Source organism: Sphingobacterium faecium (genome assembly GCF_003054045.1).
In the GTDB taxonomy this organism is placed as follows: domain Bacteria; phylum Bacteroidota; class Bacteroidia; order Sphingobacteriales; family Sphingobacteriaceae; genus Sphingobacterium; species Sphingobacterium faecium.
The window spans coordinates 251976-274208 of sequence record NZ_QBKH01000006.1 but is presented as its reverse complement, the minus strand read 5'-3'; the positions used below and the strand labels follow the sequence as shown (position 1 = coordinate 274208).

General features: G+C 33.6%; 24 protein-coding genes. 9 read left to right on the top strand and 15 right to left on the bottom strand.

Annotation, left to right across the window (positions count from 1 at the left end):
* Nucleotides 1-5: 5 nt before the first annotated feature.
* A complete protein-coding gene (locus C8N37_RS17645) occupies nt 6-1472 on the bottom strand; it encodes an ATP-binding response regulator (RefSeq protein WP_108160141.1) in 1467 nt (488 codons plus the stop codon).
* A 445-nt stretch (nt 1473-1917) separates the two neighbouring features.
* Here C8N37_RS17645 and C8N37_RS17640 point away from each other — a divergent pair, with 445 nt between their 5' ends.
* Together C8N37_RS17640 and C8N37_RS22865 are read left to right on the top strand one after the other, a co-directional pair.
* Nucleotides 1918-3120 (top strand): glycosyltransferase family 4 protein, encoded by a 1203-nt coding sequence (locus C8N37_RS17640; RefSeq protein ID WP_108160140.1) that lies wholly within the window; start codon nt 1918-1920, stop codon nt 3118-3120.
* Between the two features lie 30 nt (nt 3121-3150).
* Nucleotides 3151-3312 (top strand): hypothetical protein, encoded by a 162-nt coding sequence (locus C8N37_RS22865; RefSeq protein ID WP_170114558.1) that lies wholly within the window; start codon nt 3151-3153, stop codon nt 3310-3312.
* Nucleotides 3313-3476: 164 nt separating this feature from the next.
* Here C8N37_RS22865 and C8N37_RS17635 read toward each other — a convergent pair whose 3' ends face one another.
* The 7 genes from C8N37_RS17635 to C8N37_RS17605 form a co-directional block, all read right to left on the bottom strand.
* Complete coding sequence (locus C8N37_RS17635; protein ID WP_108160139.1) at nt 3477-4154, bottom strand: hypothetical protein; 678 nt, start codon at nt 4152-4154, stop codon at nt 3477-3479.
* Nucleotides 4155-4188: 34 nt separating this feature from the next.
* On the bottom strand, nt 4189-4482 hold the full coding sequence (locus C8N37_RS17630; RefSeq protein WP_146171102.1) for a hypothetical protein: 294 nt from the start codon (nt 4480-4482) through the stop codon (nt 4189-4191).
* Between the two features lie 439 nt (nt 4483-4921).
* Nucleotides 4922-5743, bottom strand: coding sequence for a hypothetical protein (locus tag C8N37_RS17625; RefSeq protein WP_108160137.1), 822 nt, complete (start codon nt 5741-5743; stop codon nt 4922-4924).
* 20 nt (nt 5744-5763) lie between these two features.
* Complete coding sequence (locus C8N37_RS17620) at nt 5764-6084, bottom strand: hypothetical protein (RefSeq protein ID WP_108160136.1); 321 nt, start codon at nt 6082-6084, stop codon at nt 5764-5766.
* Nucleotides 6085-6588: 504 nt separating this feature from the next.
* Entirely contained in the window at nt 6589-7557 is a 969-nt protein-coding gene (locus tag C8N37_RS17615; protein ID WP_108160135.1) for a YihY/virulence factor BrkB family protein, read from the bottom strand.
* 16 nt (nt 7558-7573) lie between these two features.
* A complete protein-coding gene (locus tag C8N37_RS17610; protein ID WP_211322299.1) occupies nt 7574-8290 on the bottom strand; it encodes a type 1 glutamine amidotransferase domain-containing protein in 717 nt (238 codons plus the stop codon).
* Nucleotides 8291-8463: 173 nt separating this feature from the next.
* Nucleotides 8464-9453, bottom strand: coding sequence for an aldo/keto reductase (locus tag C8N37_RS17605; RefSeq protein ID WP_228115855.1), 990 nt, complete (start codon nt 9451-9453; stop codon nt 8464-8466).
* Nucleotides 9454-9885: 432 nt separating this feature from the next.
* Between C8N37_RS17605 and C8N37_RS17600 the strand changes: the two genes are divergently transcribed.
* Entirely contained in the window at nt 9886-10929 is a 1044-nt protein-coding gene (locus C8N37_RS17600) for a DNA topoisomerase IB (RefSeq protein ID WP_108160133.1), read from the top strand.
* Nucleotides 10930-11019: 90 nt separating this feature from the next.
* Here C8N37_RS17600 and C8N37_RS17595 read toward each other — a convergent pair whose 3' ends face one another.
* On the bottom strand, nt 11020-11526 hold the full coding sequence (locus tag C8N37_RS17595) for a sigma-70 family RNA polymerase sigma factor (RefSeq protein ID WP_108160132.1): 507 nt from the start codon (nt 11524-11526) through the stop codon (nt 11020-11022).
* An 889-nt stretch (nt 11527-12415) separates the two neighbouring features.
* Here C8N37_RS17595 and C8N37_RS17590 point away from each other — a divergent pair.
* Nucleotides 12416-12733, top strand: coding sequence for a hypothetical protein (locus C8N37_RS17590; protein ID WP_045755665.1), 318 nt, complete (start codon nt 12416-12418; stop codon nt 12731-12733).
* 199 nt (nt 12734-12932) lie between these two features.
* Here the strand turns inward: C8N37_RS17590 and C8N37_RS17585 are convergent, their stop codons facing one another.
* A complete protein-coding gene (locus C8N37_RS17585) occupies nt 12933-13916 on the bottom strand; it encodes a Gfo/Idh/MocA family protein (RefSeq protein WP_108160372.1) in 984 nt (327 codons plus the stop codon).
* A gap of 207 nt (nt 13917-14123) precedes the next feature.
* The gene (locus tag C8N37_RS17580) at nt 14124-15023 is read right to left on the bottom strand and encodes a LysR family transcriptional regulator (RefSeq protein ID WP_108160131.1); all 900 of its coding nucleotides are present in this window, start codon (nt 15021-15023) and stop codon (nt 14124-14126) included.
* 294 nt (nt 15024-15317) lie between these two features.
* Between C8N37_RS17580 and C8N37_RS17575 the strand changes: the two genes are divergently transcribed.
* Genes C8N37_RS17575 through C8N37_RS17565 form a run of 3 tightly spaced genes read left to right on the top strand, consistent with a single transcriptional unit; the run spans nt 15318 to nt 17215 of the window.
* Nucleotides 15318-15935 carry an NAD(P)H-dependent oxidoreductase gene (locus C8N37_RS17575; protein ID WP_108160130.1) on the top strand — a complete coding sequence of 206 codons (618 nt, stop codon included), beginning with the start codon at nt 15318-15320 and terminating at the stop codon, nt 15933-15935.
* Nucleotides 15932-16219 (top strand): putative quinol monooxygenase, encoded by a 288-nt coding sequence (locus C8N37_RS17570; protein WP_108160129.1) that lies wholly within the window; start codon nt 15932-15934, stop codon nt 16217-16219. Before C8N37_RS17575 ends, C8N37_RS17570 begins: the two co-directional genes overlap by 4 nt.
* Before the next feature lie 12 nt (nt 16220-16231).
* Nucleotides 16232-17215: an aldo/keto reductase gene (locus tag C8N37_RS17565; protein ID WP_108160128.1), complete on the top strand. Its 984-nt coding sequence runs from the start codon at nt 16232-16234 to the stop codon at nt 17213-17215.
* A 3-nt stretch (nt 17216-17218) separates the two neighbouring features.
* On the opposite strand, the gene C8N37_RS22860 is transcribed toward C8N37_RS17565, so the two are convergent.
* On the bottom strand, nt 17219-17368 hold the full coding sequence (locus C8N37_RS22860; protein ID WP_170114557.1) for a hypothetical protein: 150 nt from the start codon (nt 17366-17368) through the stop codon (nt 17219-17221).
* Nucleotides 17369-17714: 346 nt separating this feature from the next.
* On the opposite strand from C8N37_RS22860, the gene C8N37_RS17560 reads away from it, so the two are divergent.
* Together C8N37_RS17560 and C8N37_RS17555 are read left to right on the top strand one after the other, a co-directional pair.
* On the top strand, nt 17715-18302 hold the full coding sequence (locus C8N37_RS17560; protein WP_108160371.1) for a glutathione peroxidase: 588 nt from the start codon (nt 17715-17717) through the stop codon (nt 18300-18302).
* Nucleotides 18303-18334: 32 nt separating this feature from the next.
* Nucleotides 18335-19699, top strand: coding sequence for an aldehyde dehydrogenase (locus C8N37_RS17555; RefSeq protein WP_108160127.1), 1365 nt, complete (start codon nt 18335-18337; stop codon nt 19697-19699).
* Nucleotides 19700-19790: 91 nt separating this feature from the next.
* Here the strand turns inward: C8N37_RS17555 and C8N37_RS17550 are convergent, their stop codons facing one another.
* The 3 genes from C8N37_RS17550 to C8N37_RS17540 all read right to left on the bottom strand — a co-directional run bounded on the left by C8N37_RS17550 (nt 19791) and on the right by C8N37_RS17540 (nt 22127).
* Complete coding sequence (locus C8N37_RS17550; RefSeq protein WP_170114556.1) at nt 19791-20675, bottom strand: EamA family transporter; 885 nt, start codon at nt 20673-20675, stop codon at nt 19791-19793.
* Nucleotides 20662-21483 (bottom strand): alpha/beta hydrolase, encoded by an 822-nt coding sequence (locus C8N37_RS17545; RefSeq protein ID WP_108160125.1) that lies wholly within the window; start codon nt 21481-21483, stop codon nt 20662-20664. Before C8N37_RS17545 ends, C8N37_RS17550 begins: the two co-directional genes overlap by 14 nt.
* Before the next feature lie 71 nt (nt 21484-21554).
* Entirely contained in the window at nt 21555-22127 is a 573-nt protein-coding gene (locus C8N37_RS17540) for a Crp/Fnr family transcriptional regulator (protein WP_108160124.1), read from the bottom strand.
* Between the last annotated feature and the right edge of the window lie 106 nt (nt 22128-22233).

Here is a 22233-nt window from a genome sequence, read left to right as displayed (position 1 = left end):
TAATATTAATTTAGAGGTAATGTAAAATAAAAGGTTGACCCTTGGCCCAACTCACTCTGGATACCGACTGTACCATGATGCTGTTTGATAATTTCGGAGCAGATATAGAGGCCAATTCCTAACCCTTGAAATCGAACTGAAGACTCCTCTACCCGATAAAATTTACCAAATATATTTTTCTGTTTGTGTTCCGGTATTCCGATACCAAAATCGGTTACACTAACTTTCACCTGATGAGCATCTTTTTCTGTATGGACAATAATACGTTCTGTATTGGGGGCATATTTTATTGCATTTGTCAAATAATTGATCAATACCTGTTCAATACGTATTTCATCACCCAAAAATGCATCAGCTATACGATCGCCTTGTCTTTCAATAACCATCGTATTATTATCATGTGTTTGATAAATGATATCAATAGCATTGGACAAAAGATTTTCAAAATCAAAACTCTTCTTTGTGATCTTTAATTTTCCATTCTCAATTTTTGAAATATCGAGCAAATCGGTGATAAGTGCATTTAATTTGCTCACTTGACTCTGTACTCGATTAATATATTTTCCTGCGGGATCGTCGGCTTTGGTATTGAGGGTCCTTTCTAACAATTGTGCATAGGCTTTGATACTCGTTAGCGGGGTTTTTAATTCGTGGCTGGCGATGCTTAAAAACTCATCTTTCTTTTTTTCCATCTGCTTTTGATCATCGATATCCGTAAAAGTACCGACCCACTTAAGCTGATTATTCTTTTCTTTAATTGGAATAATACGTAGTAGATGAAATCTAAATATTTCGGATTTTAACTCTTTGATGCGCACTTCAAGTTCCATGGGTATTTCAGCAACTATTGCTTCAGCCCAAACTGTACGTATATCCATATCATCAACATGTGTGGCAGGCATCATATTCGCATCGGCATATGAGAGCCATTTACTATTTACAAATTCGATGTCACCGGCTCCATTTGCTGTAAAAGCCAACTGTGGGAGAGATTCTAAAGTAGAATATAAATTGTCAACCTGTTCTTTTAATTCCTGTTGTACTTTTTTTCTTTCTTCAATTTCAGACCGAAGTACTTGCTGAATTTCATTCAATGCTAATGTTTGTTCGTATAAACGGGAAAAAGTTTTCACTTTCAACATTAAAATATCTGGGTCTATAGGTTTAGTCACATAATCTATTCCGCCAGAAGCATATCCTTTTGTGATAAATTTTTTATCCTTATTAACAGCGGATAAGAAAATAATTGGAACATCCTTTGTTTTATTAAAACCCGATAGCGTTTCTGCAACTTCAAACCCATCAATTCCAGGCATTTGAACATCCAATATTATTAAAGCATAATCGTTTTTCAATACTTTTTTAAGCGCTTCCTCTCCAGACAGTGCTGTATCCACTATAAAATTTTGGGATTCCAGTAATTTTTTAAGTGAATAAATATTCGCTTCTTGGTCGTCAACAATTAAAATCATAGCCAATTTAGTTCATATACCTATGCAAACAACAGCAGCTCCAACATAGGTATTCGAATGATAAAGTTTAAAAATAGCATTTTATTTTTTAATAATAAAAGTATATTAAAAAGTAGGCCTCATTGACTTAAAGATCTTGCTTAATCCTACATGGCCAATCAGGATGAACACACTTTAAAAATGTCTTTAGGAGTATTATTATATCGTATTACAGCAAAATATAATCATTTAAAGACTCTTTTACTGAATAAACACATGTCCTAGGAAATTTATACTTGCTCAAAAAGAATTAATGCCTGTTTTGACCAGTTATAGACATTTTGGTGGAACTAAACAAGATGTGATTTGTTCTTATATCAAAGGTGTTGTTAAATTATGGTCGTAATATAAATTTACTTCAGCAAATAATCTCAAAACCTTATAGACTAAAAATGTTTTTTTATATATGAAAATAGCTATCATTGGAACTTACCCACCTAGGCAGTGTGGTATCGCTACATTTACTCATGATCTGTACCAATCTTTACAGTACTCTTCAAATCAGGATCATCGTATATTTGCGGTATCCGATGGATCAGAATATGTATTTCCCGAAGAAGTTACATATGTTATTGATAAAGAAAATCTGAATAGCTACTTTCAAGCAGCAGAGATTATTAATGAAACATTCGATGCGTGCATTATTCAGCATGAATACGGCATATTTGGAGGAGAGACAGGAAAATATATCATTGATTTGATTAAAAATCTTAAAATACCAGTAGTGACAAACCTGCACACGGTACTGGAGCAACCGAATCCGTTTGAATATCGGATCATCCGTCAATTAGGGCAATATAGTAGCAAACTAACAGTCATGACACAACGTGCCATCGATATGTTGGAAAAAATTTACCAAATTAATCCAGAATCTATTGCTCTAATTCCACATGGCGTTCCTCAGTTTGAATGTGATCAAGAAATCGCTAAGAAAAAACTTGGTTTTCAAAATAAAAAAGTGATGTTAAGTTTTGGATTTTTGGGAAGAAGTAAAGGTTTTGAAACAGCAATAAAATCTGTGGCGAATATTGAAGACGATGATTTTGTTTATATTATATTAGGCTCTACTCATCCCAATGTTTTACGTACAGAAGGTGATACATACAGAGAAGATCTAATGGAGATGGTCATGAATCTCAATATTGGTCATAAAGTGCAGTTCGTTAACCAATTTGCATCAGAAAAATTACTGAAAGAATATTTAAGTGCATGTGATATCTACGTAACTCCATACCCCAATGAACATCAGATAAGTAGTGGTACTCTTTCATTTGCCGTTGGAGCAGGTACAGCATGTATTTCTACACCTTATTGGTATGCTAAGGATCTATTAGCGGAAGATAGAGGTATACTTTTCCCTTTTAATGATGCCAATGCACTTTCAACAATAGTAAATGATTTGTTGGCTAACCCTGCTAAAATGCTGTATTATAGAAATAATGCTGCTGCATATGGAAAACAAATGTCATGGGCAAATGTCGGCAAGTGTCAATTAGCATTACTGAAAGAATTAAGTGATCAAAATACCACAACGATAAGTTTGAATAATGCAGTACAACACCATGTGGTAACGCCTATATTTCAAACGAATAATAGGTTATCATCATAAAGAAATAACGGCATCACTAGCCTATTAAATATGAAAAAGCAAAATATAAAAACGGAAGTAAAAGAAAAGAAAAAGACATCTGATCCTCATGCACAGACTAAAGTGAAAAGTGATACTGGTACACGGCCTTCAAAAGATACAAATCCTTTGCCACCTAATCCAAATGAAGTCGATAATCATGAAGATGCATAGTCTATAAACGCATTAGGTTAACACTTATGGATAATTTGGAATTGATAGACGATCTATCAATTCCAAATTATCCATACTATTTTTAGATAGGCGATGACTGATTATTAGAATTTATTTTTCAAAAATTCTATCAAACGAAAATTGATTTATTCCTCTGATTTTATTTAGTGATTACTTTCAAATTTTTTATATAAATCATAATCAAATGGAATGCGTATAGAAAGATCTTTTGCTTCCCAAATATCGCCTTTTGAGGGTTGATAGAAATCGTATGCTGGCTTAAGAAAATTATCTCCATTTGGCGCCTCTTGCCAATCTTTAGTATCTCGATTATACAGTAATATCATACAGCTTACACAATGGTAGTTACCTTCTGTATGGGGGTTATCATAACATTTTCCGACTTTGATATTTATCTTTTGATTGATAATAACATCGGTTAATCGACCTTTAGTGAATCGAATCAATGCAGCTTGGACATCCTCATGATCAGGTACATGGGAAGAAGGAATTAAATTCTCGAAATTTGCTTTTTTAATTTTCTTCAATTCCTCATCTTTAACCTCTGGAGCTATACGGTTTGTATCTAAAGAATAAATATCATCAGGAGATATAGACCTTTCTACTGCGGTCTCCATATGACCGTCTGCCGGATTATCGGCTAATATCTTTTTATTTTCTTCATAATTTTCCCAATCTGATTTTGAATAGGTGAGATATTGTTGCGCTTTATAAAGCAATGTCTCACGAGGTGAAACATAAATAAAATTGCTCACAACTAGCAGTACAAGTACAATTACTCCTGTTATTAAAATAATCATTTTGGTTTTATTCTTCTTCATTGGAAATTTATTTATTTTTAATTCTTCAATTTATTTAAACCTGTGAACGCAATCTGATCCAGTTGAGTACGAAAACTACAAAAAAAACAATAATTATATAAAGCTCTACCCTATTTACTTTCTTAGCACCAAATTTCCACACAAATATTCTATCAATCACCATGACAAGAAAAACAGGAATCCCGCCAAAAATAATATACATCACCGCTAATTTGTCTGCAGCTGAAACTCCTGTATAAAGTACAATAGAGATGAAAATTCCAATTAAAATTGATAATATACTGAGCGCAAAAAAAATCGTTACTTTGTTTTTAATAAATTCCATCATATCTTTTCAAATTAACTAAACTATACATTAACTTTTGTGGGCATATACCCCTGCTATTTACTCTTAAATTACAAACACCGATAACAAGTAAGAGTGCCATTAAACCATAAGTGTTCTTATTTTTTATTAATCCGTCCATCTTCGTATACGAAATACTCCTCACCCTCTGCAATAAGAGTTGTTTTCCCCCCTTTTAAACGGTCGGGATAAGAAAATCTAGGCGGGCTAATTATTTTTATCATTTACATAAATTGTAAAATAAGATCTCTTTAAGTAATGAATTGATTCGTTTACAATACTTCCAATATTTTACAAGCCTTATTTAAACGACAACAAATCTGTTCAACGCAAATGAATAAATTTAGCGACAATAGATAGTAAAAAACTCATGCACTTCATATGTTAAAATGAAAGCTATAAAAATCAAAGGCTAACTATCCTATGCTTTATTTTTTTTTCGCAAGGACTTGGAAATTATAATCGGTAAAAGGATCATAAGCAATAAACAACAATATGTAAATCTTTTATCACTTCCATTATTTCCAAAAAAATAAATGATGGGAGCCAAAATTATAACAGGAGAAAAGATAAAAAATTTATGCATGTAATACCGATTTTCTTTTAGCTTATTTCGCTGCATATCATCTTTCTGATCCAACATAGTTGGAAAATGAATATTTAAATAATCCCATATCTGATCCACATCATCTACGGATAGCTCCCTTGGTCTAACCAATAAATCTCCCACAGCAATAGTGATATGGTTTTTGACACATGTTATTCCTTTAATTTGAACAGTTTCATACCTTTTCAAGTAGTTTTTCGGATTGATTGCGTACCCCTTATAATCCCCATCTTCAAAAGTAGCTAAGCACCTCAGTTGTTTTCGATCTAAATAAAAAACCTCAAAGTCATCTGGTTTTATATAATCATTATAATAGGGTTTTATTAAAAATATAAAGGAAATACATACTGACGTAATAACTAGCTGTAAAAATGCAATTTCCAGCCATTCACTCAAAAAATATGCGGCAATCAAGCTAGAAATAATAAACCATATAAAATATTGAAATTGGACTATTCTATAAATAAGGTAAAGTAAAGCAACAAGAACAATTCCACATAGACCACTTTTCCAATCGATAATAAGCCCCATCAATCCCATAAGACTAAACAGACTAACCAAAATTAATGCAGCAGCACTATTTTTCTTTCCAAAATTTTTTCTAACAATGCTGATAGAATGAGCATCTCTTTTCATAATTAGTCCTTTTGCTTTCCTTATTCTGCATCATTTTTATAATGATATGATTTTTCAACGTCATCACAGCTCGTAAAAAAGATACTTCCATTGGCAATGCGCATTTGACTCAGGTTTTCTTCCTTTTTGGCGTTGGGTTGCTGTCGGATATATTTGCGCAAATATCGGTCATCCTCATAGCGATTGGCTGATGGATAAATTTCATTTATATTTTCACGTATATACTGATTAGTTTTGGTATTCAATACATAATCCTCCAAATCTAGAAAAAAGGTACCATAATCTTGATTAACAAGAACAAAATCTTGTGATTTTAAAGACTTTTGATTTTGTTTTTTCATAAGCAGAAGTTCATTCCATTCGCGGTCTTTTTCCTGCTTTTGATATCCCTCCTCCCACTATAATTGGATAATTGAATAGCCAATTGATCTTTATCTGTTTTGTAAAATGCGCCACTGATATGAAGAATAATAACGGTTTATAATAACAATTGGATGATCATACTTTGTAATAAATTTAAATCAAAAAACAACTAATTTATCAAGACTGGAATTGTTTAAAAGCAAAACAAACAATAATTTAGCTTTTCATAACAAAGGAATAATCTTAAAAAGATTTTGAAACAAAAATCACACCGCAAATCTAATCAAGTATACATATAGATAGCAAAGTTCTTGTAATAAAAAATGCCCACAAAGCATATTACTTTTTGTGGGCATCATCATGCCGCTCGCTATTTTTCTAATTGGAGTTTACTTGACAACATGCAGCTAAACAAAATTCATATCTGCTACATTTTAATCTATCATAAACAAAAAGAAAGCACCACAACACTTTACGCATGACTATGATGAAACATCTTTATCTGCGGATACATCTTCAGGAGGAATTTCATTAACAATACGTTCTCTCTCCTTTTCTTCAACATACACCGCATAATCGGCCGGTTTGATAGGAATACCATTTGCTACGGCAAATTCTCTGGTATAAACAGCACCAAAATAAAGGATTGCTGCCGTGTAGTACACCCATAACAATACCAGAACCAATGCTCCTGCTGCACCATATGTCGATTCAGTACCTGATGATTGTAAATACAAACCAATTCCATATCGACCTATGACAAATAAGATTGCAGTAAAAAAAGCCCCGGTCCTAACTGTTTTCCATTCGATTTTCACATCAGGAAGAGTTCTAAATATAATACTAAAAAGAATAAAAATAATTCCAAAACTCAATGCAAAATTAACAGCATCCATAAAAAACACCGTTATATCTGGAAAATATAGTTGTAATCGATCTGTAAAAGCTAAAATAATACCATTAACAACCAATGTGACCATTAATAAGAAACCAAGACCAACCACTAAAGAAGAAGATAGTAAACGATCTGTTATTAACTTCAACCATCCACGCTTTGGTTTTGCTCTCACATGCCATATTCTATTAATAGAATTTTGTATATCTCCAAAAACTGTAGTAGCACCAATTAATAATGTAATGATACTAACGATCAATGCTAAATTAGATTTTCCGGATAACTTCAGATTCATGATTACTTCTTGAATTTGCTTTGCAGCACTTGGACCAACTAACCCTCTCATCTCTGAAAATACTTTACCTTGAATCGCATCTTCGCCAAAAAATATACCTGCTAACGAAATCATCAGAACCAATATCGGACCGATGGAAAAGATCGTATAGTATGAAAGTGATGCGCTGTATTTAAGACAATCTTCATTTACAAATCCTAAAACCGCATTTTTGAAAACCTCAAAATATTTTTTTAAAAATCCTTGTTCCTTATTTTCCATATGTTTAATCTAATTTTTATAACTCAAGATTTTGCTCATTTAATCCTTCAAGCAATTCTATAATTTTAGATGCAGTCGGTCCCGCAGATAACGGATTTTGTCCGGTAACCAAATTCCCATCTTGTACTACATGAACAGCAAAGGGTATTAATGCAGAACTAAAATCTGCACCCAATTCTTGCAATTTGGTTTCTAATTGATATGGAATATGATCATTGCGAAAAACTAGCTTTTCCTCTACGTTTGTAAATGCTGTTAATTTTTTACCAACTAAATAATCTGGGTGATCCTTTGCTAAAGCGAGTAGCGCAGCAGGACCGTGACATACAGCACCCACAGGTTTACCCTCTTTTATAAAATCTTGAAGCAATCTGCTTACATCTGGATGTCTTGACAAATCCCAAAGAGGTCCATGACCACCAGGAATGAAAACCGCATCAAATGCAGAAGAAAGAATATTATCTAATGACAGGGTATCCTTAAATTGTGATTGTGCAATGGAATCATCTATAAACCTCCTATTAGATGCTGTAACGTGTTCTGTTAATTTACTCATGGGATCAATAGGAGGTTCTCCACCTAACGGGCTTGCAAAAAGAACCTGATAGCCCGCATCTATAAATTTATAATAAGGATCTGTCATTTCACCTAGCCAAACACCAGTCTTATTATCTGTATCTTCCATTTTATCATGAGAAGTTAAGATCATTAATATATGCCGTTGATTTTCCATTTTTTTTAAATAAAAGTTGTTAAAATATAATATGATGCAAATAGATAACAGCCAATACAGAACAATGTTCTATTACGCTCCTATAAAGGCATTAGCAAAAGGGTAATATTGACCGATTAAGACTCAGAATCCACCTGATCAATGGTAAAATAAACAGACACTGGGGCATATTATTATCCTTGCGGTACAGGAGCATTTTCATAAATGAGTCCTTCCTGTTTTAGTTCTTGCCAAAGTTGATGAGGGATATTTGCGTGCAAAGCATGTACATTACTAGCCACCTGATCTACTGTGCTTGCCCCTGGTATGATGGAAACAAACGAATCGTTAGCCAATACAAATTGCATAGCTATGGCGATCATATCAACACCGTAAGCAGCAGCAATTTGTGCAATACGTGTCCTCTTTTCAACCATACCCTTCGGTATAATTGACTTATAATTGTAGCGATTTCTTCCAGCAATGAATCCCGAGTTATAACCAGCTCCAGAGACTAGCTTGACTCCCCGATCTTTTACCGCAGGTAAAAGACGATCGACCGCATCCTCATGCTCAAGAATGGAGTACTGCGTTGCTGATAGACATACATCAGGATCAGCAACCTCTAAACAATCTAAAATTGGTTCAATTTTGTTGACACCTAAACCCCACCCTTTTATAATACCTTGATCGCGATAATCGGACAATACTTTAAATGCACCTTGCTCCGCCTGTTTAAGAAAATAAGCATAACGATCACCAACTTGATCTTCAGACAAGTCATGAACAAATACAATGTCCAAATGATCCACCCCCATCCTTTGTAAACTATCATCAATAGAACGTTTTGTACCCTCAGCAGTATAGTCATGTTCAAAATCAAATGAAAATGGAGATTTCCACATTGTCGGAGGGACCGCTTCTGGTATCACCGGTTCAAACAAGCGACCAATTTTTGATGATAGTAAATATTCAGATCGATCCTGTTCTTTTAAAAACTCTCCAAATCTTGCCTCACTTTTGGTCAATCCGTACCAAGGAGAAGTGTCGTAATAGCGAATACCCAAATCCCAGGCTTTTTGTAATATCATGTGCGACTGTTTATCAGACAAGACCTCAAAGCCAGTCCCTATTGCTACCCCACCTAATCCTAATCTATGTTTTTCTTCAAATAAATAAGCCATACTCTGTAATTTAATGATTGACAATACTGATATAACGAATGACATATAAAAAGGTTCGTTCTTTACTTGTCGAATGATCAGCTCTTTTTAATAGGATAAGAATCAATGTCTATATTCAAAATTTAGAGAATTGCTGAATCCAATAAAAATATCCTATAAAAGGTCATTAGAGCAGTCTTCGACCATTAAAATGGTTACAAATACCTAAGCTCTTGCAAATAATACCTAAAATTTCACTTATCAAAACATTGTTACCACAAATTAGTTTAAACTATTACCATAGAATTTCGATAGGATACGAAGATCTAAGGTGGGCTATAATTTTACAATAAAATAGGATGGCTAAAATTGATTAATAAATAATAAAAAGACTCACCAATCTGAGGATTGCGAGTTTTAATTCTTGATTCTACCAAAACAATAAAATTTTCAATGAAAACTACAATATCTTCTCCCCATCCAGCTGTGGAGCTCAATCTGCGTTATGTTACTGGTAAAGAATCAGGTTATGGACGCAAACAGAAAAAAGGAAAATTCTGTTATTTTTCTAAAAAAGGACCCATTGAAGATGAAGATACCATTAAGAGAATAAATGCACTAGTGATACCACCTGCATGGCGTGATGTGTGGATATGTAAATTTAAAAATGGTCACATACAAGCCACCGGAATAGACCAACGTGGTCGCAAACAGTACAAGTATCACCCTAATTGGTCCAGTATCCGCAATCTAAAAAAATTTGATCGATTGGTGGGTTTTGCTAAGAAAATGAAGCTATTGCGCCATCAACTTGAAAAAGATTTACGAAAAAAGGGCATGATAAAAGACAAAGTCTGTGCAATAGCTATTTGTACCATGAATGCCACTTATATACGAGCTGGTAATAAGTCTTATGAAATAGAATATGGATCTTTTGGTCTTACAACTCTAAAAAATAGACATATAAAAATCGACCGCAATGAAATTTTTTTCAAATTCAAAGGAAAAAAAGGTGTCGTACAACAGGTATATCTCAAAGAACCTAAAATCGCGAAAATGTTAAAAAATTTGAAGGATATCCCTGGTCAGGAACTTTTTCAATATTATGATCAAGAAGGGAATATCCAAAGGCTAGATTCTGGAGATCTCAATCTTTACCTGAAGAAAGCAATGCAAGAAGACTATACCTGTAAAGATTTTAGAACATGGGCAGGTTGCTCTCTAGCTTTAATGATGATGGCTCAACAACCATTTTCGGAAATTGAAAGTGAACGAAAAAAAATGCTGGTGAATATTCTCGATTATGTTGCCCAACAATTGGGTAATACGAGAACAGTCACCCGCAACTACTATATACATCCCGATTTACAAAAACAATATGTATCAGGTGCATTGAAAACATTACTTTCTAAACTAAATAAAAAACTAGAAATAAAAGATTCGGGTGATGCAACAGAGAAAAGCCTTTTAAAATTTATCAAATCATTAGAAAATTAATTTTAAAAATAAGCTAACTCACAAAACCATATAAAAAAGGGTCCTCCACATCTGATTTGTGGAGGACCCTTTTTTATATTGATATCAAACTTAATTTTTATAAGTTGCCAAAGTACCTTTTAATCTTTTACGGGCAATGTGAATACGTGTTTTTACAGTCCCAATTGGTAGATTAAGATGTTCCGCAATTTCATTATATTTATACCCCTCAAATAACATAGTAAACGGTACATAAAATCCTTCATCTAATTCTCCTAATGCTTTTTGAATATCTTCCATTACAAATTTATCTTCACCTCCATTTCTAACAGAAGAATAATGAAGATGTGCCGTACTGATTTCGTCTTCTGTAGTAATAAAAGAACGACTTTTTGTTGTACGTCTGTAATTATTGATAAAAGTATTGCGCATAATGGTATAAAGCCAAGCTTTTAGATTAGATCCTTCTTGAAAATTACGAAAGTAGCTAACCGCTTTCAACATTGTATCTTGCAACAGATCATTGACCTCGTCATGATCATTTGTAAAACGTTTTGCAAAAACCTTGAGCTCATTTGTCTGCTCAATTACTTGGGTGTTAAATTCTGTCTTCGTCATAAAGGATAATTTTTTGTGCTGTACTGTTATAAATCTTTGTTAACGCTTACTTTAATTTTATTTGACAATATTGATCTTAATTAAAAACATTTGATCAAGATTGCTGTTAACAAAAGAGCAAACAGTATGCTATATCCTCTCGATTTTATTCGTAAAAATGAGTATTTATACGCCTAAACCTAAAGTTAAATTAGGATGTGTATTTTTAAAATACACAGAACCTCAATTAAAGGAATGATTTTATTCCATTCACTAGGTATTTAACCCCTATGAAAGACAAAAAATCTAATATTTGTTTTTGGCAGCGCATGATGGTATTGAAATCAGAAAAATAAGTTGTCCACTTCTGTATACAATTGAGAAAGAATACGGGTTGAAAGCAAAAAACATTGAATATTTATCGTTTCAATTTCATTATTGAATACCATAAGTTTCAAATGACTATTACCTCATCAAAGCGATTTTTAGATTACTTAAATCATTAAACGTACTTTCTGATCTTGCTTTAATTTGTTCATCTGCTAATGACAGAAATGTACAGGACATGATCATCACCTATAATATAAACCTTCAGTAAGACATTTTGTTAGTAACAATTAACATATTTCAAGTATTTATTTTAATCAGAATATCATTTTAATATAGGAATTCGGTTACAGAAAGTAAAACTAGCTATATGGTGATGGTTTATAGTACCCGATTCAAGAAAATAATAAGTGCATGATAACTTAAAATAAAAAAACTCAACAATCAAATATTTTGGATATATAATATAAGAACTAGGAGGATTAGATAATAATAAAAGGTATAGGCTGTTGTAATCTTAGCAGGTATGTATTCCATTTAAGGTGCAAATAGATACATAAAATTCAGTATCTTCGCAAACATTATGGGTTACGCAAAAGAAAGAAAAAAGCTTGAGAAGCTTTCTGAAAAAACAATTGAACTTCAACATTTTGATAGCGCTAATTTAGCGATCATAACGGATATATTTGAACAATATTCTCATACGATAAGAATACTTAAAAATAAAGACACAGAGACATTTAATAATCTTTATTTAAATGAATTACAAGCTGTCAAAACAGCTAAAACTGCTTTGAAATTATCAGAAGAAGTAGATCGTCAGATTCATTTCATGGCTTACAAAGAAGTATTATTGGACGCAATAACAAAAACTATTCAAGCCACAATTGATGTTGCTTAACTAGTAGTAGTCCAAACAGAAAAAAAAAATAGGAATCGACCATGAACTGGTAGATTCCTATTTTTTTAGAAAAATTGATTGATATAAAACAGGCTCAACAATACAGAATTAAATTTAAATTGATCAAATTGTATTTATCGAATTAATTTTTATAAACAATAAGAGGAGAAAACATTCGTGTACAGTATCATAAAATCAATTATATTACTGTAGCAAATGTATCAATGATACGCATTAAAGTAACTGCTTCTTCTATTGAACTTGGATTTGTCCCCTTCCCTAAAAAATAATTTACAGTATTAGCAATCATCGGATGTTCAATATTTTCGGGATGTGTAAAGAAAATTTCCTGCTCTCCATCGCCATTTTTTAAGGTCATCTTATTGCCAAATATTGAAAATATTAAGCTACCTAGCTCTCCTACTACCTCACAACTATCCACATTATCGGATTTCGATACATTAAAATTCCAGCTTCCGTTAAATACAACTTTATTATCAAATAATATTACTCCTCTTGTTTGATCCGCAACTTCACCATGAGGAGTCTGAATCTGACTAAAACCTGAATAAGAAAGGGGATTTCCAAAGAAATAAAGCATTAAGTCTAACTGGTGTGGCGAAAGATCAAAGAAATATCCTCCCCCTGAAACTGCTGGGTTTGTACGCCAATTTGATGCATCCTGAGTAACTAAATCAGGAGATCTAGATTGCCAAAGACGTAAATCCACTAGTCGGATATCACCAATCACTCCTTCCATAATGATTTCTTTAATTTTGAGAAACATGGGAAGCTGTCTTCGATAATGAGCGACGACAAGCTTTCCTTGATATTGCTTAACAGCGACAGCCAGACCTATTGCTTCATCTGCATTGAGCGTAACTGGTTTTTCAATATAAACTGCTTTACCATGTTTCAATGCCCTAATAGCATATTCTAAATGTGAAGAGGGCGGTGTAGCGATATAAATGGCATTAATTTCGGAATTAAGTAATAACTGATTTACATCATCATACCACAATGGAACGTGATGTCGACGTGCATAGTCTGCTGCTTTTTCTCCATTCCTCCGCATAACAGCCAACAATTGGCTATTACTGACTTTATTAAAGGCAGGACCACTCTTCTTTTCTGTTACATCTCCACATCCAATAATCCCCCATTTTATATGAGCTTTCTTCATTTCCATTCTATAAAAATCAGTTGTTATCGCATTAATACAAAAAAAGATGATCAGCTTGACCTTTTAATTTCATCAATCTCAATAGTATAAGTATATCCCATGAACTTAATCTCAATTTATAAAAAAAACTCAAAACTTTAGCTTTTTGATACCAATTTGATTTGTTACAGAAGTATAGGTACTATTAAACTAAACCAAAAAAAACAATTATCTTGCCATTACTTTTCTGAATAATGTTTTAATATGATCAATTTCTTCATGATGAACAGTTTTTTTCCGATTGCCGAAATATAGGGTGTTTTTCAACTTTTTATCCCCTTCCCAGATCAGTTGTATGCTACCGTTATCAATCTCGCTATGGCATAAAAAATCTGGAACTACAGCCAAACCAGTTCCAGCACTGAGACAACGCACTATAGAATTGAGATTGGGAACAATATAGTTGGGTCTAAAATCTGGCTTTTTACCAAAATTCAAATTCCAAAAGTTAAAAAGATGTTCCATATCACCTGTCGTACCATACCATTTTTGTTGCTTCAACCACTCTTCGATAAAACCCTTATTTTTAGTCTTGAGCACTTCTTTAAAAGCAATAGAATCGACATCTTTGCCTGCCACCAATACAATTTTCTCATGAGAAAAGGACTCATGTTCTATATTTGCAGAAATTCCTTTTTTTGGTGTTATGATCAAATCCAGAATCCCTTTATCTAATTGATCTAACATTTCTGGATAATCTCCAAAACTGATAATTAAATTAAAAGGTAGTGTAGAAACATATTGTTCTAACGTAATTTGAAAAGTTTCAAAACACATACCTACACTTATTGTGGGAACATGCTTTTCCGTTGATCGCTGAAAATTTTTTTCGACCTCTTCAAGTTTAGTTAATGGATCGACTAATGCATTGAATAAAACTTTCCCATGTTCAGTAGGAATCATCTTACGACCAGTTCGATCAAAAAGCTTATGTCCCACATACGTTTCTAACGAGCTCAAATGTAAACTAACTCCAGGTTGCGAAATAAATAATACCTCTGCAGTTCCAGTCAAGGTACCTGTTTTATAAATCGCCTTAAAAGTACGATACCATTCTAAATTAACCATAGTATCAATATTATAGTCTAATTAAAAGTAAATTATCATTAAAATAATACTAAGGTAGTCATATTTTAGCGTACTCATCATATCGATGGATCGATCATATAGGCATTTATAATTCACTACAACATACAAATAGAATATACATAGGTGTACAGCACACCTATGCTATTCAATTATAATGGGAATTATCTATCCATACACATGTATCATAAATATGATACATGTGTATAATTTATACTATTATAATAATAACTCATATACTAATAAATTTGTATCAGAAATTTAAAATCGCATAAAATGAAACATATATTAATTATAAATGCAGGACAGTCATTCGCTCATTCAAGCGGAAAATTTAATAAAACAGTCACGCAACACACAGTTGCATTTTTCGAAAGGTTTATGGATGTGGAGGTCAAAGTAACAACGATATCTGAAGGATACGACAAAGAGAAAGAAGTGGAAAAATTTGTTTGGGCAGATTATATTATCTACCACACTCCGATGTGGTGGTTTCAGGTTGCAAATGGTTTTAAAACATATATTGATGAGGTATTTACGGCAGGTCATGGTAAAGGAATTTATCGTAATGATGGAAGACGTTCCGAAAACCCCGACATTAACTATGGCACCGGAGGAATGTTACAGGGCCGAAAATACATGGTCACATCCAGCTGGAATGCACCTAAAACAGCTTTTACATTACCTGGAGAGTTTTTCAAACAAACCAGTGTAGACGAGGGACCTCTATTTGGTTTCCATAGCATGAATGCCTTTGCATCACTTGAAAAACTAGAGAGTTTTCACTTTCATGATGTTGAAAAAAATGCTGACATTTTACGCGATATGCAAGCTTATGAAAATCATCTTGAAAAAGTGTTCACAGAAATAATAACAGAAAAATTAATATCATGAAAATTTATTTAACAGCCCTCATTAGAGCAAGAAGTGAGTATAGAGCTGAAATCCTTTCTGTATTACAACATATGGTTGAAGAAACACGTCAAGAAGAAGCGTGTGAATTATACAGCTTACATCAAGCTATTGATGATGATAATCTGTTTATCTTCTACGAGATATGGAAATCACAAGCGGGTCTAGACAACCACAACCGACAATCCTACATTCAAGCATTTGGTAAATTGATAGAAGAAAAACTACAGGAGCCACCCACCATATTGATTACAACATTAATTTAAAAAAATAACATCATGGAATATAGAAGATTAGGAAATACAACCCTAGAATTATCAGCAATCACTTACGGAGCATTTGCCATTGGAGGAAATATGTGGGGCGGAAATGAAAAGAAAGATTCTATTGCTGCCATACATGCATCACTTGATTATGGTGTTAGCAGTATCGATACTGCTCCATTCTATGGATTTGGTTTGAGCGAAGAAATGATCGGTGAAGCCATCAAAGGAAAAGACAGATCAAAAATACAGTTATTGACTAAATTTGGATTAGTTTGGGATGGTAGTAATCGAGGTAAAGGAGCATTTTTCTTTGACGCAGAAGAAAATGGGCAAGCTGTTCCTGTGTTTAAATATACTTCAAAGGCTAATATCATGAAAGAAGTTGAAGAGAGTCTCAAACGCTTGGGGACAGATTACATCGACCTGCTACAAGTACATTGGCCAGATTCGACAACTCCCATCAGCGAAACTATGGAGGCTTTGGAGTTACTGATTGAACAAGGAAAAATACGTGCTGCCGGAGTATGTAATTACGACATACCACAATTAAAAGAGGCGTCAGAAACAATCCAATTAGCCAGTAATCAAGTTTCCTATAGTATGCTCAACCGTGGTATTGAGCATGATTTGGTACCCTATGCATTCGACACCAAAACAGGAATCATAGTCTACAGCCCCATGGAACGAGGTTTGTTAACAGGTAAATATTTTAATGAAAGTAAATTAAAAGAAAATGATCATCGTAATGACTATTTTTCTCAATTTAATCTTGAAAAAGTAAAGAATTTACTGGCCTCACTTGAGCCTATTGCGCAAAATAAGAAAGTATCTGTAGCACAATTGGTACTACGCTGGACAACACTTCAACCTGCCATAACAGTTGTATTGGCTGGTTCTCGAAATGCTGAACAATCTGTTGCCAATGCTAAAGCAATGGACATCAACATCAGCACAGAAGAATTAATCTTCATCAATAATCAGCTTTCAAAGCTTTAATTTTTATAAGGTATTACATTCAAGTACAACAGAAAAAGGAGAAGAAAATACGTAGACTTCTCCTTTTTCTGTTTTAAATAATCCATCCGCACGAAGCAGTCCATGTATACTCAACGCTTCTATCCACAGCACTCGATCAAGTACTTTCAACAATTTATTTCAATTTGAACCCTCATTATAGATATCTTGTGTCAAGACAATAGTAACTGATATTTTATTTTTTAATAGCAAACATGCTAGTTTTGATTATGTAAAGATGATCTGTCTTTTACCTTTAGAAATTAACAAAGACTTATGATATGGTGATTTGTTATAATAACTTCATTTTTAAAATTTATTCTAATGAATTCAAGAGGCACAAGCATCTCACTACAGACAAACTATTTATTTGTAACTTAGTTCCTGCAGTCGCTATTTAAAATATTTTTTAAAGGACTCCATGTTTTTCACAACTGATTTCGAAAAAATAACCGGTATCACACATCAAAAGTCTTTCACTATGAATTTAAAGCAAAAAATAATGCATATCCTCTACCCTCTGATCAAAAAGATTTCCAAATCAGGAAAGATGGGGACAATTCGTTACAACAAACCCGAAAAAGAAACTCCGGAGTCATTTTACCATTTAAATATAATAAAAAGCAATGGTCAACAATTAGATTTTTCCAATCTTAAAGGAAAAAAAGTAATATTGGTAAACACAGCATCTGACTGTGGTTATACCCGTCAATATGAAGAATTACAACAATTACATGAAAAGTTAGGCGATCAAGTTGCTATAATTGCTTTTCCAGCTAATGATTTTGGTAGTCAAGAACAAGGTAGTGATGCTGAAATTACACAATTTTGTCAGTTAAATTTCGGACTTTCATTTCCTGTTGCTAAAAAAACGACAGTCATCAAAGACAGCGCACAGCACTCCGTATTTCAATGGTTAACAAATGCCTCGTATAATGGATGGAATGATCATGCACCAGATTGGAATTTCAGCAAATATATCGTTGATGAGAATGGAAATCTAACTCATTATTTTGGGCCAAGTATTTCTCCTATGGATACCGAATTTATTAAAGCAGTCGAAAATTAAAAATAACAATAGAGGCTACACATATTAAATATATGGATTTACAACAGATACATGAGTCTCAAAGACAATTCTTCCTATCAGGAGCTACCAAATCTATTAATTTCAGAAAACAACAACTCTTCAAATTAAAGGAACTACTTAAATCCAACGAAGAAAAATGTTATGATGCTATTTACAAAGATTTTCGAAAATCTCCTTTCGAAACTTATACCAATGAACTGACTATTATTTATTCCGAAATAGATTTCTATTTAAAACACCTCGATAGACTGGCAAAGCCCAAACGAGTTCGCACAAACTTGGCAAATCTACCCGGAAAGAGTTATCGATATTCAGATCCTTTAGGAATTACACTCCTTATCGGAGCATGGAATTATCCATACCAATTGACACTAGCGCCTCTGGTTAGTGCGATAGCAGGAGGTAATACGGCTATGATCAAACCAAGTGAACTTCCTGAGCAGACCATGCTGTTCATGGAAGAGCTTATCAATACAAATTTTCCAAAAGAGTATCTCTATGTGATCAAGGGTGGCATACCAGAAACTACCGCTCTATTGGAACTGCGTTATGATAAAATTTTCTTTACAGGAAGTCCTAAAGTCGGCAAAATCGTGTATCAAGCTGCTGCTAAACACTTATGTCCCGTGACATTGGAACTTGGAGGTAAATCACCAGCGATTATAACCCCTTCAGCAGATCTAAAAGTTGCCGTTAAGCGTTTGATATGGGGAAAATTTCTCAATAGCGGACAGACTTGTATTGCTCCAGATTACCTATATGTCCACGAGTCGATCAAAGATCAGGTATTGCAAATGATCAAAATAGTATTAGAAGAAATACGCTATACGGAACATTCAGATCACTATGTAAGCATCATCAATAGACGCAATTATGACCGTCTCGAGCAGATGATCAATAAAGATAAGGTCGCTTATATCAGCGGGAAAAACAATCCGGAACTGCTTCATTTTGCACCTACTATTATGACTGATGTCAGTTGGGAAGATCAAGTGATGCAAGAAGAAATATTTGGACCCATCCTACCTATATTGACCTACATAGATCTAGAGCAAACTTATCAAATCATCAGCCAACAAGAAAAACCACTGTCGGCTTATTTATTCAGTAACGAATCATTAGAAAAAGAAATGTTTCTTGAATACCTATCTTTTGGTGGCGGATGTATTAATGATACAATCATGCATGTCGCCAATGAATATCTTCCTTTTGGTGGGGTAGGTAATTCAGGCATCGGCAACTATCATGGTGAAGCTGGATTTCAGTGTTTTACACATCAAAAATCAGTCTTGAAAAAAGCGACATGGGGTGAGCCCAATATTAAATATCCACCTTACACAGAGACAAAATTAAAATGGATTAAAAGATTACTTTAAAATAGACCGTGATAGCGGATTCAATATATATCACGATAGAGACGTTTGCATGTTACAAACGTCTCTATGATTAGACTTGCATAATCATCATTTAAGAATAAGTTTTTATTTTTTTATTCATCAATACAATTGCAAACAAAATCAATATGATACCAGTCCATTGAACCATGACAACAGACTCATGTAAAATGATAACTGCAGATAGAATCGATACAGGAATTTCCAGACTAGCAAAAATATTACCCAACGAAATTCCCACCTGTGGAATACCTTTTGTGAAAAGAAGTGGAGGTAAAATAGTTCCAAAGATAGCAATCACAGTTCCCCAATATAAGCTATCCAAACTCATCTGTTCAACGATATGAATATTCCAAAATAGAATAATCAAAAGCAAACCTCCCATAACTAAATATTTGCTGCGAATATGACTAGGCACATCCAAAGCAACAGAGCTTGATGCAAACAGTGATACCGTATAGGAAGCTCCTGCTCCGAACCCCAATAGAAGACCTTTTGCACTGAGGTTAAATTCCGCATCAAAAATGTTTGTTGCAAACAATGTACCAATCAAAACGATGATCACACCAATAATCTTAATCGTATTTGGTCTTTTTTTATGAACGACAATCTCAACAATGAGACTAATCCAGATGGACTGCATGAGCAGTATAATCCCTACGGATACAGGAACATATTGAATCGATAGATAGTATAGCGTTGTTGTAAGTCCAAGCGATGTTCCCCAAAGCAGCAACCTTGACTTTGATTTAAAAGATACCACCGTCTTCGCCACTCCTGCTCTTTTTTTCCAAATTAAGTCTAGACCTAATAAAAATATAAATCCAATAAAAAATTGCCAAAATGTAAGTGCGCTTGTTCCAATACCTAAGCCATTCGCATATTTGACAATTGTCGCCAATAATCCATAACTAATGGCTCCCAATAGCACATAAATAACTGCTCTAAAATTTTTCATAATAAAAGTAATTTTCAAATAAGGCCAATTGATTAGAAAGCGATCTGCTCCAATAAGAGGTATCATGAGCACCCTTTGATTCTTGGTAGATGTGGTCCACATTTGCCTCTATCAACTGATTATGAAAGCTTCTATTCATACCGATCATCTGTTCATCTTCAATACCGCAGTCCAAAATGTAAAATTGATCTGCATTTTTCATTTTCCCGATCTTATTGGAAGTCAAGTATGATCGATCTAATTGTTGATATGCACCTAATACTTGATCAACTTGATATTGATGATAGGCTTCACCAAATTGGGCAAAATCCAATGCACCGCATGAACTCCCAACTAGAGAAAACACATGTGAAAAGGTAACACCTATGTTAATTGCACCATAACCACCCATACTCCATCCCAAAATACCCCTACTTGCCCTATTAGAAACGACTGGATAATGAGCGTCTACATATTTCACCAATTCATCTCCTATAAAAGTTTGATACTGTGATCCAGTATCAATAGGGCTATCGACATACCAGCTGTTAAAATTACCATCAGGTAAAATATAAATGGTTTGAAAAATCTGTGATTTTGTGGTTAGATCAGGGATGTCCTGCTGATAAGTTCTTTCGGAATTGCCACTATAACCATGTAAAATATAAACCGTTTTATAGCTTTTCCCTTTTACGATGTTAGGCGTGATAATGACTACCGGAACTTTCTTTTGCATTTTTGCACTATATACTTGCTCATGGATAATCTGTTGTCCAAAAACAGGTAGTATAATTACAAAAATAAAGCATGTCATTGCTGTTTTTTTCATCTTCTTTTTATTTTAATCCAGGACAAAGGTCTAGGTTCAAAAGATGAAAAACGTTTACATATGTTGAGAGATTAGAAATTTAACTCTTTACGTATACGGCTTAATTGAGTTGGTGTAATACCTAAATATGAAGCAATATGATGTTGTTTAAGTCGTTGATACAATTTCTGATTTTCATAAAGTTTAATGTAACGGATTTTTGCTGTATCCCATTTTAGACCAATTTCTAAAGGTTCCTTCTTCACAACCCAATTTTTCTCTAAATAATGAATTTGAAACAAGGCCAAATCATGATATTTGACCACTAGCTCACGGAAAACTTGAGCAGAATACATCACTAATTCACAATCTTCTAAAGCGACGATACTAAATGTACTGGGCTTATTTTCAATGATCGCCGATGTAGAAGCAACAAAGCTATTTTCTTCAAAAAACAGTTTGAAAATAGCACGACCATCGTCATCAACAGTATAATACCCCAACAAACCTTTGCGGATGAAATAATAATATCGTGCCCGATCACCTGCGCTTAAAATTAAATCATTCTTTTTGAAAGATTGTATTTTGCAAATGGCCTTAACAGCATCAGCTGTTTGCTCTGAAAGGGGGTAATAAGAATTTACGTGTTTCAAAAAATCATCCATATCCAATTGTATTGCTATTGGCTAAATTACACAATTGTTCCTACTCTCACTACTCAAGTTCTATTATCCGACTTATTCACTTCTCCGAAATATTTAACTACTTTCG